The organism is Flavobacterium sp. ACN2, assembly GCF_002303885.1.
Lineage (GTDB): Bacteria > Bacteroidota > Bacteroidia > Flavobacteriales > Flavobacteriaceae > Flavobacterium.
Map to the genome: position 1 here is coordinate 150,057 of NZ_MRCM01000005.1, position 16,552 is coordinate 166,608.

General features: G+C 35.0%; 13 protein-coding genes and 1 other RNA gene. 7 read left to right on the plus strand and 7 right to left on the minus strand.

The annotated features are described in order from the left end of the window. The first annotated feature begins 65 nt into the window (after window positions 1-65). Window positions 66-2,519 (plus strand): outer membrane beta-barrel family protein, encoded by a 2,454-nt coding sequence (locus BSF41_RS07850; protein ID WP_095928942.1) that lies wholly within the window; start codon window positions 66-68, stop codon window positions 2,517-2,519. Window positions 2,520-2,790: 271 nt separating this feature from the next. Here the strand turns inward: BSF41_RS07850 and BSF41_RS07855 are convergent, their stop codons facing one another. Then, the gene (locus tag BSF41_RS07855) at window positions 2,791-2,970 is read right to left on the minus strand and encodes a hypothetical protein (protein WP_095928943.1); all 180 of its coding nucleotides are present in this window, start codon (window positions 2,968-2,970) and stop codon (window positions 2,791-2,793) included. A gap of 362 nt (window positions 2,971-3,332) precedes the next feature. Between BSF41_RS07855 and fumC the strand changes: the two genes are divergently transcribed. Beyond that, window positions 3,333-4,718: a class II fumarate hydratase gene (gene fumC / locus BSF41_RS07860; RefSeq protein ID WP_095928944.1), complete on the plus strand. Its 1,386-nt coding sequence runs from the start codon at window positions 3,333-3,335 to the stop codon at window positions 4,716-4,718. Window positions 4,719-4,889: 171 nt separating this feature from the next. On the opposite strand, the gene BSF41_RS07865 is transcribed toward fumC, so the two are convergent. After that, window positions 4,890-6,092, minus strand: a complete 1,203-nt coding sequence (locus BSF41_RS07865; protein WP_095928945.1) for an NAD(P)-dependent oxidoreductase — start codon at window positions 6,090-6,092, stop codon at window positions 4,890-4,892. Between the two features lie 241 nt (window positions 6,093-6,333). Between BSF41_RS07865 and BSF41_RS07870 the strand changes: the two genes are divergently transcribed. Together BSF41_RS07870 and ssrA are read left to right on the plus strand one after the other, a co-directional pair. After that, window positions 6,334-7,536 (plus strand): serine hydrolase, encoded by a 1,203-nt coding sequence (locus tag BSF41_RS07870; protein ID WP_095928946.1) that lies wholly within the window; start codon window positions 6,334-6,336, stop codon window positions 7,534-7,536. A gap of 66 nt (window positions 7,537-7,602) precedes the next feature. After that, window positions 7,603-8,000, plus strand: a transfer-messenger RNA (tmRNA) gene (gene ssrA / locus BSF41_RS07875). A 551-nt stretch (window positions 8,001-8,551) separates the two neighbouring features. Here ssrA and BSF41_RS07880 read toward each other — a convergent pair. The 4 genes from BSF41_RS07880 to BSF41_RS07895 form a co-directional block, all read right to left on the minus strand. Next, on the minus strand, window positions 8,552-9,115 hold the full coding sequence (locus BSF41_RS07880) for a hypothetical protein (RefSeq protein ID WP_095928947.1): 564 nt from the start codon (window positions 9,113-9,115) through the stop codon (window positions 8,552-8,554). 49 nt (window positions 9,116-9,164) lie between these two features. Further along, window positions 9,165-9,566 (minus strand): AraC family transcriptional regulator, encoded by a 402-nt coding sequence (locus BSF41_RS07885; protein WP_095928948.1) that lies wholly within the window; start codon window positions 9,564-9,566, stop codon window positions 9,165-9,167. Window positions 9,567-9,668: 102 nt separating this feature from the next. Further along, a complete protein-coding gene (locus BSF41_RS07890) occupies window positions 9,669-10,454 on the minus strand; it encodes a DUF2490 domain-containing protein (RefSeq protein WP_095928949.1) in 786 nt (261 codons plus the stop codon). A gap of 435 nt (window positions 10,455-10,889) precedes the next feature. Next, a complete protein-coding gene (locus BSF41_RS07895; protein ID WP_095928950.1) occupies window positions 10,890-12,890 on the minus strand; it encodes an alkyl/aryl-sulfatase in 2,001 nt (666 codons plus the stop codon). Between the two features lie 441 nt (window positions 12,891-13,331). Between BSF41_RS07895 and BSF41_RS07900 the strand changes: the two genes are divergently transcribed. From BSF41_RS07900 to BSF41_RS23935, 3 genes are all read left to right on the plus strand, one after another. Further along, complete coding sequence (locus tag BSF41_RS07900) at window positions 13,332-14,261, plus strand: alpha/beta fold hydrolase (RefSeq protein ID WP_095928951.1); 930 nt, start codon at window positions 13,332-13,334, stop codon at window positions 14,259-14,261. Between the two features lie 386 nt (window positions 14,262-14,647). Further along, window positions 14,648-14,926, plus strand: coding sequence for a hypothetical protein (locus BSF41_RS23930; RefSeq protein ID WP_253251778.1), 279 nt, complete (start codon window positions 14,648-14,650; stop codon window positions 14,924-14,926). Window positions 14,927-15,006: 80 nt separating this feature from the next. Further along, on the plus strand, window positions 15,007-15,603 hold the full coding sequence (locus tag BSF41_RS23935; RefSeq protein WP_253251779.1) for an NAD(P)-dependent oxidoreductase: 597 nt from the start codon (window positions 15,007-15,009) through the stop codon (window positions 15,601-15,603). Window positions 15,604-16,011: 408 nt separating this feature from the next. Here the strand turns inward: BSF41_RS23935 and BSF41_RS07910 are convergent, their stop codons facing one another. After that, window positions 16,012-16,551, minus strand: a complete 540-nt coding sequence (locus tag BSF41_RS07910; RefSeq protein ID WP_095928952.1) for a hypothetical protein — start codon at window positions 16,549-16,551, stop codon at window positions 16,012-16,014. Between the last annotated feature and the right edge of the window lies 1 nt (window position 16,552).

A 16,552-nucleotide genomic window follows, 5' to 3' on the forward strand; every position in this document is an offset into this window, starting at 1 on the left:
TTGTGATTTCTCTCTTTAAACCAAAAACTACATTTGCCGTCTAAAGGAATAAAGAAAACCAGAAAATGAAAAAAATCAAATTTGCAGTATTGCTTGTATTCTTGTTTACAAGTTTTTACAATTACTCTCAACAAGGAGGCCCAGGTGGCAAGAATAAAGTAAAAGTCACCGGGAAAGTTTTCGAGAAAGTAAGCAAACAGCCCTTAGAATATGCTACTATTTCGATTACTGCTCCAAACGATACAAAAGTTGTCGCTGGAGGCATCACAAATCCAAAAGGAGAGTTTGAGGTTGCTGTTGCGCCTGGAACTTACGATATTAAGGTTGAATTTATTTCATTTAAACCAACTGAAATTAAGGCAAAAAGCATTCAGGATGACACCAATTTAGGCGTAATAAATCTATCCGAAGATGCAGCGCAGTTAAATGAAGTTGTTGTTCGAGCTGAAAAATCGACAGTTGAGATTAAATTGGACAAAAAAGTTTACAATGTCGGTCAAGATATGATTGTAAAAGGCGGAAGCGTGAGCGATGTTTTAGACAACGTTCCGTCTGTTTCTGTTGATACAGAAGGAAATGTAAGTTTAAGAGGAAGCGACAATATTCGTATCTTAATTGACGGAAGACCTTCGCAAGCTATAAACATGGCAGAAGCTTTAAGACAACTGCCTGCAGATGCAATTGATAAAGTAGAAGTTATTACGAATCCATCGGCGCGTTATGATGCAGAAGGTGGTTCTGGAATTATCAACATTATTCTTAAAAAAGGTAAAAACCAAGGCTTCAACGGAACTTTTATTGCTTCAACAGGTTTGCCAGAAACTTACGGTTTAAGCGGTAATTTGAACTATAAAACAGAAAAGTTAAACTATTTCACTACTGCTGGTTACAATTATAGAACTACAGAAGGAGCAGGAAAAACAAATTCCGAATACCTTAATCCAGACGGAACAATAAAAAGCTACTTAGACGAAGACCGCGATACACAACGTATTAGAAAAGGTTTTAACGGAAGAGCCGGTGTAGAATGGACCATAACTCCATCTACATTTTGGACCAATGCGATCAATTACCAAAAAAATTCTGGTGACGATAGAGATTTGATCAACTATTACAACTATGATGCTGCTCAAAATTTTACAGGAACAACATTTCGTTTAAACAATGCAGATACTGGAAGTGAAAACTTTGAATATACTTCTAACTTGATTAAAAACTTCAACGATAAAGGACATAAACTTACCGCAGATTTTTCTATTTCAAGAAATACAGACGATAGCAATAGTACAATCGAAGATTCTCCTAGATTTGACACAACTTTAAACGATCAAGTTCAGAAACAAGTTCTTTTTCAAGCAGACTATGTATTGCCATTAGGAAAAGGCGGACAGTTTGAAGCGGGTTACAAAGGAAGTTTTGGAGATCTGAATAACGAATATTTCGTAACAGATGATCAAGGTGTAAAAAATCCTAATTTATCAAATACCTTAGAGTACAAAGAAAACATCAATGCGCTTTATACGCAATATGGTTTCAAAGCAAATAAGTTTTCTTATTTATTTGGTTTAAGATGGGAAGACACAGACATCCATGTTAACTTATTAGACAACAGCGATTTCAATACTAAAAAATACAACAACTTATTTCCAAGTGCTTTTGTTAGTTACGAAATTTCAGATCAGAGTAATTTCTCGGCAAGCTATAGTAAACGTTTAACTAGACCTAGAGGTCGTTTCATGAATCCTGCTGTAAACTATGCAAGTAACATTAATATCTTTCAAGGAAATCCAGACTTGGATCCTTCTTTAACAGACAAATATGATATTGGCTACATTAAAAAATGGGATAAAGTAACTTTTAATACGTCTGCCTATTTTGAAGATACAAAAGACGTTTTCAGCTTTGTACGATCTCCTACAGGTGATGAAGTTAATGGAATCCCAGTTATCAAAAGCCAGCCTATTAACTTAGGAAAAGAACAAAAATTTGGTTTCGAATTTACATTTAATTACACTCCATACAAATGGTGGAAATTAAACAGTAACTTCAACTTTTTTAATGTAAAAACAACTGGAGAACATAGCTATACAGACACACAAGGAAACGAGATAGTTCAAAATTTAGACAATCAGGCTAATTCTTGGTTTGCAAGAGTAAACTCTAAAGTAACGTTACCATACAAAATTGACTGGCAGTTAACGGCAATGTACAACGGAGAGCAAAAAACAGCTCAAGGTAAAAACTTAGGCCAATTCGGAATGAATACAGCTTTCAGTAAAGATGTTATGAAAGACAAAGGAACTATTGCATTCAATATTAGCGATGTTTTCAATTCAAGAAAAATGAGATCTTACACCTACTTAGACAATGTAAATTCATATAGCGAATTCCAATTCCGTAAACGTCAGTTTAATTTATCATTCACTTACCGTTTCAACAAACCAAAAAGCGAAAGAGATAAAAACGCACAGCCAAGAAACGATGGTGGTGGAGAAGGTGGCGGAGAATTTCCGGGTTAACATCTGTTAAATTCCAATATCAAAAATTCCAAATTGGATAAAAAAATAACAATCCAAAAAATTCCAAATTCCAATTATAATTGGGATTTGGAATTTTTTATTTTAAGCCTACTTCTTAGCTGTTTAACTTTGTAAAAGTTTAAAACTTTGACTAAAATCTAAACGCAAAGTATTGGAATTTGGAATTTCTCCCAAGGCTTCGGGATTGGAATTTCCTTTTTTTTGTGCAAAAAAAAAGAACCCTAGTGGGTTCTTTTCTTATGACATCAATCTAATATTTAATAGATTGTTCTTCTTGTCTTTTTCTGGCTCTTTTTTCTTTGATCATTTCCCAGCTTGCTCCCGTAACCCAATAAGATACGAAACCAACCAAGAAAAACATTAACCAAAACCCTATAGTTAGAATGGTTAAGAAAAGTAAAAAGCCTAAGTACTGTGAAAATTCAAACATGTTTTCCGGAATTTTTGAATGTTACGACAAATGTAGGGTATATATTTTTTCTCAGCAATAAAATCTAAATCAATTTTCGTTAAATAACATTTATACGTATATTTATACTCATTTTAAATAAGCTTTTTTTAAACTTGAAGTCCTTTGAAATAAAGAGCTCAGACAATTGTAATAATTTTCAGGAGCTATTCCTGCTGTCCGCTGTATTCCCGATAAACAAAAACTACGGCTAAAAAGCCTTGTTTTTCTAAATCGGGAGATGCCGCTACCACCAGGGCTAAAAGACTCATTTTCAAAAGAAACTTTTCATTTCGCATTTAGATATTTCACATTTACAGAATAACATTTTTACAAACAACATAATGAAATACAGAATAGAAAAAGACACCATGGGCGAAGTTCAGGTCCCAGCCGATAAGTATTGGGGTGCACAAACAGAACGTTCCAGAAACAATTTCAAAATTGGACCATTGGCATCTATGCCAAAAGAAATCATTGAAGGTTTTGCTTACTTAAAAAAAGCAGCAGCTTATGCCAATTATGATTTAGGCGTTTTACCAATCGAAAAAAGAGATGCTATCGCTGCTGTTTGCGACGAAATTCTGGAAGGAAAATTAGATGATCAATTTCCATTAGTAATTTGGCAAACAGGTTCTGGAACGCAAAGCAATATGAATGTGAACGAAGTAATTGCAAATCGCGCTCAAGTTCTTAAAGGTTTTGAAATTGGCGAAGGCGAACAATTCATTAAAGCCAATGACGATGTGAACAAATCACAATCATCAAATGATACTTTCCCTACCGGAATGCACATTGCGGCTTATAAAATGGTGGTCGAAACTACCATTCCTGGTGTAGAAAAACTTCACGCTACATTAGCAAAAAAAGCAGCTGAATACAAAGACGTAGTCAAAATCGGGCGTACACACTTAATGGATGCAACGCCATTAACTTTAGGTCAAGAAATTTCTGGTTATGCCGCTCAATTAGCATTCGGATTAAAAGCATTAAAAAACACTTTAGCACATTTATCTGAAATAGCGCTTGGAGGAACAGCTGTTGGAACTGGATTAAATACACCAAAAGGTTATGATGTAAAAGTAGCCGATTATATTGCCCAATTTACTAATCATCCTTTTATAACGGCTGAAAACAAGTTTGAAGCACTTGCTGCACACGATGCTATTGTAGAAACACACGGAGCTTTAAAACAACTAGCCGTTTCTTTAAATAAAATTGCTAACGATGTTAGAATGCTAGCTTCTGGTCCGCGTTCTGGAATTGGTGAAATTCATATTCCTGAAAATGAGCCAGGTTCTTCAATCATGCCAGGAAAAGTAAACCCAACGCAATGCGAAGCTTTAACAATGGTTTGCGCTCAAGTTATTGGAAATGATATGGCAATTGCAGTTGGAGGCATGCAAGGTCATTATGAATTGAATGTTTTCAAACCTGTAATGGCAGCCAACTTTTTACAATCGGCACAATTATTAGGAGATGCTTGTGTTTCTTTTGACGAACATTGCGCACAAGGAATCGAACCTAATCATAAAAGAATAAAAGAATTGGTAGATAATTCATTAATGCTAGTTACCGCATTAAATACTAAAATCGGATATTACAAAGCCGCTGAAATAGCCCAAACCGCACACAAAAACGGAACTACTCTTAAAGAAGAAGCTGTTCGTTTAGGTTATGTAACTCCAGAAGATTTTGATGCTTGGGTGAAACCTGAAGAGATGGTCTAAATTAATGATGAATTGTTAATGGTGAATTATTAATTACCAAAAATGACTCGTTGTCAGACTGAGCGAAGTCGAAGTCTTTTTATGTGTAAAACCCTCCGACTTCGCTCAGGGTGACAAATAAAACAAAAGCCTGAAATATCAATTTCAGGCTTTTCAATTTATAATTCACAATTAACCATTATTAACGTAATCCTGTAAATAACTGAATCTCTCTGTCAGTTTTCCATTTTCTGTGATTTTGGCACGTTTTAAGATTCCGTCTTTATCTCCGTTGAAGAAAGCTGGAATTACATGTTCCATAAACTGTTCTCCAAAACCTTCACTGGCATCTTTAGGGATTTCGCATGGCAAATTATCTACCGCCATTACTGCAACTGCAGCAGGATGAAAAAAATCTACCTCTCTATCTTCTAAAGGAAAATATCCGTACAACGGCTCTTCAATTGTAGATGAGCGAATTGTACAAGCAATTGGTCCATTAACATCACAAGAAATATCAGCTACAACTTTCAATTTGCAGTCGCTTGCATTCAGCATTTCTTTTGTTAGAATCATTGGTGCATTACTTGCATAAAAATGCCCTGCAAAATAAATATCAGAAACCTTCGTGAATCTTTCAAAATCAGATTCGTATTCCTCTGGATGATTCACAAAATCTGTAAAATCTAAAACCTGACCGTCTTTTCTTTTGTTATATTCCAAAACATCCAACTGCACATAAACCGCTTGAGCGTATTTTTTAGTCAAATAATTATCAATCGTAATTTCTTTCACTTTTATGGCATCCAAAATTTCTTTTGCTCCGCTCCCCACCTTTCCTGTTCCGGTAACTACAAATTTAAGAGCTGGCATTGTGATGCGTTTTAAATGCTTGATCAAATCTTCTTTTCCTGAAAGTGTCTCTGCTTTAGGAAGTTTGAACAATTCGAATTTAATTCCGAAAGCTCTAATTCCGTTATATACACCAACCATTCCAGCGTATCTTCCAAAACCAATTAAACGACGATCATGTTCGTCTACAATTGTTTCGTGATCGTATAGATCAATATTCTTTTCTAAAATTGCCTGAAGCAATTTTCTGTTATGAGGCTGTTTTTTAATCGTATGAGAAAAAAAGAAATAGGCTTTATTAGGAATCAAATCGGCTACGGGAACTTCTTTTACTCCAAATAATACATCGCAGTCAGATACATCATCGGCAACTGTAATTCCCATATTTTTATAATCATCATCAGAAAATATTCTTATATCAGAACTCTCCACTTTTACAGAAGCATCGTGATAAAGCTGTTTTAACCTTGTCAATTCATTTGGAGAAAAAACGACTCTTCTATCTGGCGGATTTTTTCTCTCTTTTATGATTCCAAATTTCATTTAAACTGATTTTTTAATATTAAATAATATAACTTTTTACAATGCATTTGTTTCAAATATAACAAATTTAGTTAAAATTTTGTTTCTAAAATTCAATTTAAAATGTTTCAAAACCGTTAAAAGCTGAAAAACAATCGACTAAAATTTACTTTTCTTAAAATTATGTTAAAAAACACAAATTAAAGCCTCAGAACTAAGAATACAACAAAATTGAATTCGATATATTTGTTTTTAAAGAACGATGCAAATGATTTTCCTTAAAAAGACAAAGATACCACAATTACTTTTTTCCATACTTGTTTTAAGTTCATGTGGTCAAAACAAAAAAACAACAACAGATACTACTCAAACAGTCGAAGATACTTTACCCAAAATGAAACCTTTAGGTCCAGAACCGAAAGTTTCTCAAGCATATAAAAATTCGGTTGTGGGCAGAATAAATCACTTTTACAATAAAAACTGGCCCAATAATAACATGAACGGGAGCTTCTTGGTTGCCAAAAACGGACAGATTTTATTTGAAAGATATAATGGTTTTGCCAATAAAAATGAAGGAACCAAAATAACGTCTGAAACACCTGTACAAATTGCTTCGGTAAGTAAAGTTTTGACGGCTACAGCAGTTTTAAAATTGGTTAATGCTGGTAAAATTGAATTGGACCAAAAGGTAAATACGATCTTAAAAACTTTTCCATACGAAGAGTGTACCATAAGAATGTTACTGGATCATCGTACCGGAATGCGCAACTATGCTTATTTCACAGATCGTGATAAATCGATTTGGGACCGACATAATCAATTAACCAATAAAGATATTCTTGATATTTTAGCAACAAAAGACATTGGTTTAGAATCTAGAACAGGAACTCGTTTTAGCTACTGTAATACTAATTATGCAATGTTGGCGCTTATTATCGAAAAAATTACTGGTTTAAGCTATAAAGAAGCAATGTCTGAAATGATTTTTAAACCACTAGGAATGAAAAACACCTACGTTTTTGACGATGATAAAGACAGAAAAAAAATTGTTCCATCGTATAAAGGTAACGGCGTAGAAATTGGTTTTGATTATCTAGACAATGTTTACGGCGATAAAAACATTTTCTCTACCGCTAGAGATCTTTTAAAATTTGATAGAGCAAGACAATCACCAGATTTCTTAAAACCTGAATTATTGAAACAAGTATACACAGGTTACAGCAACGAACGCAAAGGAACTAAAAATTATGGTCTTGGAATTAGAATGATTAACTGGGAAACAGGTCAGAATTTCTATTTCCATAACGGATGGTGGCATGGAAATACCTCATCTTACATTACTTTGATGAACGAAGGCGTAACGATTATTGCGTTATCAAATAAGATGACCAGAAACACTTATGCAGTTCGTAAACTAGCTCCTGTCTTTGGAGATTACCCTTTTAATTTTAAAGACGAAGAATAACAAAATTTTTCTGAAATTTTTAGCAGAAAGTAATTTCAAATACTCTAAATTTGCAGACTTATTTTTGGGGTCGACTGGTTTTGACAGCGAGTCGAATTGAACAGTAAGCACGTCGAGCATTGAGACCTTGCTCGTAAATATAAGATCTCACACTTTTACACGGCGAAAATAATTACGCTTTAGCTGCATAATCCGAATCATAGTAAGATTGCGCCACGTCTCTACAAGGTAGAGAAGCTGGATTCTCCTGGAAAGCCTTGGTTTGTGGCGTTCCGTTCAGGGGAACCGTAAAAATAAACCTAGATTTCCATGAGCTTCGGGTGGATTTCGAAAATTAAGAAGATAAGTGTTGGGTGGTTGTTTCTGGCCTAGCTCAACATCGAAAATTCAATCAGGAAATAAACGTGTAGAAAGCTCTTTAGTTGCTCGTTTGGACCCGGGTTCGATTCCCGGCGACTCCACAAAAAATCCTGTAAACGTAATGTTTACAGGCTTTTTTATTTTTAGTTGACAATTTAGTTGATGTTTTTATTGTTAATAAAAATTATAAAAACAATTCGAGAACTCTCCCTTTTACAAATTAAAAACATGTCTTTACGGTATTAATCAGTAGAAACTATCTTTCAATACAAAAATATGCATTAAGTTAATTTCGCTTCCAGAAATTAAATTTTGGTCATGACGTAGAGTAAAATGATTTGAGGTACAACCAAAGTACAAATTGCAAACGTAAAATTACATCTTTAGAATCAATCCAATTTTATACTAATGCCTTAAAATTATTGTAACCTAATTTTGTGGTAGGATCCTGGCACAAGCTATTTTTAACAATTAAGAATCTAGCAAAACCAAGGACTGCCAAGTTTAGGTTCGAAACTGTATAATCCTATAGTGGGCACAAAAGATTGAAACGAATAGCGGGAACAGCTCGTAAAAACAATATTAAACCTAAAAAATAATTTGAAATACAACCCCACTACTCCTTACCAGATTTAGGAAAACCCATTATTTTTTATCAAAAACTCCTGCCAATTCCAATTCCAAGGGTCCAGGTATCGTAAGCATTCCATTTAAAATCATACCCCAGACTTCCCAGCAGCTCCCATCCTTTTGGCAGTTCATATCCATATTCAATACCAGCTCTGGTTAGCAAAAAGTCTTCCTCCTTGGCAAATTCACCACCCATTCCAAGTAAAAAACTCCAATGCTCATTTAGCTTATAAATTCCCACAATGGCAGGGGCAATAGGATAGCTGCGCTGGATTGTTTCTTTTTCCTTGCCGCTTGCCAGGTTTTTTTGAACTGCATATTTTTCAATAATAAAATCGGTATGAATACCTGCTGCCCATTTCCCGGTAAAATGATAGGTATAATCAATTCCCCAACAGGGCAATGAGAGCACTTCCCTGTTTCCCTGATCGTCCCTTCCCTCAAAGACATGGGCATGGCTAAGGACAATCGATAACTGATGATGGGCCACAAATGGCACCTCGGTTTCCTGTGCCAGGCAATCAGGGACCAAAAGAAGAGTGAAACTGAAAAGTAAAATTAATGACTGAATGAATCTGGCCCGCTGCATATAAAAAATTTTAAAATTAAAAACGTGATTTACTTCTGATTCCCTAAACCTATAGTATAGTTTCAATAGGGCCTGTGCTGTGCTGCCTGTACAATTTTAAATATTCCGATGGAGCAATGCCTACATGTTTTTTAAATGCCCTGTAACCTGTTGTCCTTGATTTAAAGCCACAAGCCAGCATTATTTCCTCGGTCTTTAGATCTTTCCAGTCCGCATCATTAATTTTTGCTTTAAAATAATCAATTCTCTTTAAATTGACATAGTCGGTAAAATGATGATTAATTTCCACATTGATTAGATACGAGATAGTATGAAGGGTAATCCCTGTCTCTTGTGCAAGCTCGGGCAGCGAAAACTCATTTTGCAAAAAGAGCATATTGCTGGTCAGGGCCTTTTCTATTTTAGCCAAATAAAACTTCTTTTCTTTTGATGTTAACTTTTCATAGCCCATAATTCTTATCTAATGTTACAAACGATATGCTTTGCCCTGAAAAACACACAAGTCATTTCCAGCTCATTTTTACAATAGTAAATCTCTTGAGGCCAGTAAAAACTACAAATCACCTTCACCCTGGTCAACCTGATTCTTTTTTCGTTTAAATGGTTGTAATAAATGGGAAAATATATTATTAAAAACACCTTTGATCTGAAAAGCATTTACCAGTTTGTCTGTTCCGCTTCGTGGCATGATTTCATTGGCGTAAGCCGCTTCAATTTTAATATCATCTGAAAAAGCAAATCCACAGCCCGCCATCGCCCTGTTTCGGTCAAATACCTCGGGACCGCTCACCTGGCTCCTGGTTTTAAAAAACAGCTCATCGGAAGCAAAAACATACATTTTTTTTACTTTTACTCCCAGAGTTGATAACGGGCACACGGCCTTCACCTGAAATCTGAGGCGCTCAACAGCTTCCATATAATTTTCATCGGTCTGCATATGCCTGTCCTCGAATCTGGCCCGAAGGTTAATTGTAACCGCCGAAGACTTAAACATACTATAAGTTGCCTGCAGGGCAGTTCGGAATTCCCTTGATTCTTTTTGATTTAATTCCGGAACGTTATTATTGGAATAATTAGAAATAAAAGCAGAAAATTTCCATTTTTCAAAAGCATAATAATGAACCCATCCCCTAAGATAAAACTGGGTTATGCCGTGAAACATATTAGGGTCATCCGGGGTACTGCTGGACACAAATCCGGCATCGGCCTGCAGCACCCAATTCTGACTTAGGTCTCTTGTAAAATCATACTGATTCCAGAACTGGTTCAATTCATCTGTCTGGGCTGCAGCAACTGCGGCCACAAAATAAAAAAAAGAAAGGTAAATATACTTCCGCATAATGACATGATGGAATATCGATCCTAATTACATAATTACAGCTGGCATAAAACCAGAACATCCCCATCTTATTAAATAAATTACTTAGGAAAAAGAAAAATAACCATAGCCCTCCATCCTCAATCAGCCCTGATGCTCTCCGCGGTAATAAGATGCACCCGGGGTCAGATAGCCAATGAAACTTTTTGCGTACCGATGCTTGTCACCCCGCTGATAGTGGGATCAGCCAAACAGAGGTGGTCCGGGCCTGACATTTCTGTGTCCGTTCACCTACAAGCCCTATACCAGCCCCGCTTTAGCAGTTGTACGTTATAAAAGGTTGCACAAACAGGCTGCAGATCATAATCTGCAGCCATAAGCCACCTGAGTATTACAAAAGCAAAAGCTCACTGTCTAATGATATTAAAAAAAGCGCTTATAAAAATGTCATAATTATTAAGGCTCAACAATATTAAACCAGAAATTGAAACTGTCTATTTTTCCAAGGAATGTTGTAAAGGCATTTTGGTCCCCGTCAATTTTAATGGCTTTTGATTTCAGTAAATCAGCAAAAGAAGCTTCTTTCAAACTAACTTTATTCAGGTCACTTCTATTAATTGTGATCGTCGCTGTAACATTATCTTTTACGCTTCCGCCAATTCTCGGATTTACAACTCCGTTTGCTACTATTAGCGCTACTTTTTCTTTTACATCCGGAAGAACAATATTAAAATTGTATTTCATAGCGGCTGCATCAGGCTCTGTTCCTTTAAATTTCATGGCAAGGAAATTAAAGAATAAATCAGTACTCATACCTCGAACCATGTCCGGACCTGCAGTATCTGGAGAAGGCAGTACTTTAACCCCATTTCTCAATTCTGTTGCTCCTGAAAGATAAAAATTTCTCCACGGACCAGATTCGGCCACATAACCAAGCTGTTCGTAAGCGTCTGCCAAAAGATTTCTTCCATCCTGATTTTTTGGGTCTGCAAAAACCAAATGGCTTACAACTTCAGCCACCCAGCGATATTCTCCTTTGTCATACGATTTTTTGGCATTAGAGAGCAGATTATCAGCCCCGCCCATAAATTCAACGTATTTTTTCCCTGCATCAACTGGTGTAAGTTTATTTAAGTTTGAAGGATTTCCATCAAACCAGCCAAAATATAATTGATATTGTGCACGTACATCATGGCTTAAAGTTCCGTAGTAACCTCTACTATAAAATTCTTTGTCCAATGATTCCGGAAGTTTTAACATCTCGGCAATTTCAATAGGCGTATATCCCTCATTAGCCAATCTTAGCGTCTGGTCATGAATAAAACGATATAAATCGCGCTGCTTTTCCCAATACGGTTTTATGTTTTTATTGTCCCAGGTTGGCCAGTGGTGAGAGGCAAAAGAAAACTGTACATCGTCTCCCCACTTGGCAAGTGCCAAATCAATATAGGCGCTCCATTTTTGACCGTTGCGAACCTGCGCCCCTCTTAAAGTATAAAGATTGTGAAGGGTATGTGTTATATCCTCAGACTGGCAAAATGCTTTGAGTTCAGGAAAATAGAACATCATCTCTGCAGGCGCCTCAGATTCGGGAGTATAAATGAACTCCACTTTAAGTCCATCTACAATTTTTTCCTCACCGGACAGTTTATTAATTTTATATGTACCATCTATAATACCAGACAAACCTGTTGAAGTTGTTTGTCCCAAACCTGTCCCTAAAGTTCCTTTGGCATCTTTTGGAAGTAAATTACCATACATATAGGAAGCTCTTCTCCCCATTGTATTTCCTCCCATTACGTTTTCACTTATAGCATGATCGAAAAAACCTTCTGGAACATAAATTGGAACTTTGCCGCTTTTCACATCTTTTTCATCCACCACTCCTCTTATTCCGCCAAAGTGATCAATGTGGCTATGTGTAATAATAATTGCAGCAACAGGCTTTTTACCAACCTTTTCGTTTGCTAATGCTAATCCGGCCTTGGCTGTTTCGGGAGACATAAGAGGATCAATTATAATCCAGCCTGTTTTACCTGCGATTAAAGTCATGTTAGCAAGATCTAAACCTCTGATTTGATAAATTGAACCTTTTTTTACCTCAAACAAACCATTGATACTGTTGAGTTCACTCTGACGCCATAAACTTGGATTTGTCGTTGCAGGGGCAGTACCTTTTATAAAATCGTACTGTTTCATATCATACACTACATTTCCTTTCGCATCCTTTATATTTCCTTCGGGAATTGTAGCAATAAAACCTCTTTTTGCATTGTCATAATCTGTTTTGTCTGCAAAAGGCAGATAGGATAACAAATCATTATTTGCTTTCTGGGTAAAACTAGTAGCATCTTTTTGATTTTTGTCTGTTTGTATTTTTTGTGAATACGTTTTTGTCACAGCCAATAAGCTTATAAGTGATAAAAACCTTACCGTTGTCTTTGATACTCTTTTCATAATTTTAGATTTAAATTAAATACATAGCAATAAATGATACAGCTAAAATTACTTCAAAATAAAAAAGAGCGAAAATTCATAAGGGATAAAGGTGTTTCAAATTATAATTTGCAACCAAATAGAACGAAATAACACTTCCTTAAAATAAAATTGATAAAAATAAACCCTAGCATTTGGCACCGATTATTTCGCTTCACTTGGCTTGTATGCGGTTAAATCCCTTATACCGAGGCTTGGCAAAAAAATTCGACCATAGCATAGGACAAAGAGCTCAAGTAACACGCTTGAGGTAATTAAGCGATGATGCAGTAGTAACGATTATAAACAAAACTGAGTTCCTGATTTAACAAAAGATTTTTATTCTTTTTTGTTTTACTATTTTAAATTATACATTTAATATATTAAATTTAATACATGCAAAACATCTAAATAACTTGTAAAATGACACAAAAAATTTATTTTCTTCTCTTAGTATTCTTGTCTTTTTCATATAACAGTTACTGTCAGGAAAACCATTCCAAAAGATCATTTACAAACAATACCATCAAAACTTCAGACGGAGTTTCTCTGTTTGCAAAAATTTCAGGAAAAGGCGATGTCTGTATATTCGTTCATGGCGGTCCGGGTGCCTGGAGTGAATCTTTTGAAAAACTGGGCGGTAATATTCTGGAAGATAAATTAACTATGTGCTACTATGACCAGAGAGGTTGCGGAAAATCTACATCCCCAACAGATAATAACTATAGTTTGGATCGTATGGTAGATGATATTGAAGATATTCGCAAAAATCTCAATACTTCTAAAGTTTTTATAATGGGACATTCTTTTGGAGGTATTTTAGCCACTGAATATGCCAGGAAATATCCCCAGCATATACAGGGCTTAATCCTTCTAAATGCCACTCTTGATATTAACTATTCCCTACGCAACCAGATTTCTTTTATTGGAACTATCATTGGCGAGTATATAACTGTACAAAATGATTCAGTACTAAATAGTTTTTTTGATGCTAAAAAACGTCTGAGTAAAACAGATTTGAATTATAAAATACTATCCGATGATAAAGCAAGTGTCGAAAAAGTAGACAGTATCGATAACGGTTTTAAAAGAAACACTTCTTTTGCCCAACACGCACTAAAAGATCCGGTTTATTTTAAAGATTTTACAAAAGAAACTTCGACTATCAAAGTCCCAACACTTATAATTTCAGGCGCAAAGGACAATAATATTGGTCCCGATCATTATCTTTCTTTTAAATTTCCGAACCAAGATGTTAAAATCATCGACGGAGGACATTTATTGTATTATGAAAAGAACCAGGATTTTAAAAATAGCGTAGAGCAATTTGTTCTAAAAATAAGAGCCAAATAGTTTAAATTGTAAACCCATTGGAGTACTCCTCTTTAGGTTTAAACGGCCTTATCGGAGTATTCTTTACTATTTTTTAGTTTTTCAATGCGTTTGGGGTCAAATTGCGGTAATGCAATTCGTTTTTCTCGCCACTTTTTGAAGCAGCGGCTATTTTGCAGATGACATGCAAATAACATTGGCCAGATATAGTCTTTAAAAGGGATAGGCCAAAGATCTTCCGCTGTTCTTCAGCACGCCCCATCATAAGCCCTCCTGTAATTCCTATAATACCTGAAAAGTTCCAAATCCAATATATGCTGTTTCAACTTTTAATCACACCTTAATAACGATAATAAATTTAGAGAATGGGTTTGAAACTTTATAAAATGATTATCAAATTTTAACTTATGAAAATTACAATTTTAGACGATTACCAACATGCAGTAGAGAAGCTCGACTGCTTTCAACTTTTAAAAAATCAGAATGTTGACATTCTTCATAATACTGAGAAAAATAAAATAATATTAGCAGAAAAGCTAAAAGACACTGACATTATTGTTTTGACACGCGAGAGGACTCAAATCAATGAAGAATTAATTTCCTTACTGCCAAATTTGAAATTAATTAGTCAGACTGGAAAAATATCAAATCACTTAAATATAAAGTTGCAGTTTCCGAAGGTCTAGGTTCACCAATAGCACCGGCAGAATTAACTTGGGCGCTGCTGCTGAATACCGTAAGGCAAATTCCAAATGCAATTGAAGGAATGAAAAATGGAAAATGGCAGACCAATATTGGTTCAACAATCCACGGAAAAACCATCGGAATTTGGGGCTACGGAAAAATTGGTCAGCGCATCGCTCAATATGCAAAAGTTTTCGGTGCAAAAGTAATAGTTTGGGGAAGTGAATCTTCGAGAGAAAAAGCTATTGAAGATGGTTTCGAAAGAGCAAATTCAAAAGAAGAGTTTTTTACTGAAAGTGATATTGTAACATTACACCTGCGTCTAAATGAAAATACATTCGGCATAGTAAAGGAATTAGATTTATTGTCAATGAAAGACAATTCTGTTTTGATCAATACAGCCAGGGCTGAAATTATTGAAGAAGGAAAATTACTAAAGAGTTTAAAAGCCGGAAAACCATCATACGCAGGGTTGGACGTTTATGACGAAGAACCAATCTATGATAAAAATTACGAATTACTCAAATTACCTAATGTGGTTTGCACTCCTCACTTAGGTTATGTTGAAAAATGCGGTTACGAATTATACTTTGGAAAAGCATTCGAAAATGCTTTGAACTTTATAAATGGAAAACCAACCAACATCGCTAATCCAGAAGTCTTTAAAGATTTTAATTAAATTATATTTTAAGTGATTTTATAAAAAAAAATGGAGCATACATTGCAGCAGTTATAATTGACCATAACTTATTAAAAACTATATACTAGTTACATTTTTACATTAATCCCCAACGGGACATCCAAACCAAATTCTGGAAGCCATTAAAAGACAGCCTTTACTTCCAGTAAGCCAATCTCTTCAAATCTTCCATAAAATTTATAGAAATTTGTCCAGTCGAGATCCCTCGACATCTGTCAATCCCAGTAAATACTGGTTGCTAATTTCTGTATAGAGAAAATAAATCTTAATTTTAAATGCTGCCTGCCATTTTTTAAGACAAAAAAATCCTTTATAAATCTCCAAATCTATTTACTTAATTGAATAAAAGAAAATATTTTATTTCAAGTTTCCACCGCCATTTACTTTCTACAGAGTTTCATACGCTTCTTTCATACGTTTTTTAGTTTCTTTATCACTATTAATATACATATACTCCCAAGCTTTTCTTATCCTATCGTTTTGAATTTTTCTGAGTTCAATTTCTTTGCTATTATCGCTATAATTTATTCCCCAATTATAAAGATTGCTTAAGGCTACCATTATAACAAGCCATAAAAACCACCTTCCAAAAACAATTTTATAAAACAGTTTCGCATCCTGTTCGGGAAATAATAAAATCTGAAATTTCCTAATGATACTTTTCGGTTGCCTGCCAATCATAAATTTTATATCCAGGAAACCTTTTTGTAGGATAGCTTCTATTGGTCTAATATCTAATGTCTCTGAAACACTTTTTGCTTTATTATCTTCTTTTTTTAATGCATCCATTTTATTGCCTACGATATTAACTGCAATAATAAGCGCCTCAATATGCTGATTGTTTGTTTTCTGTTCCTGAGTAAATTCCTCCAGTACTAATTGTAATGTCTCTCGTTCTAAATGACCTTTGTTTGTATCTGTTTCCATA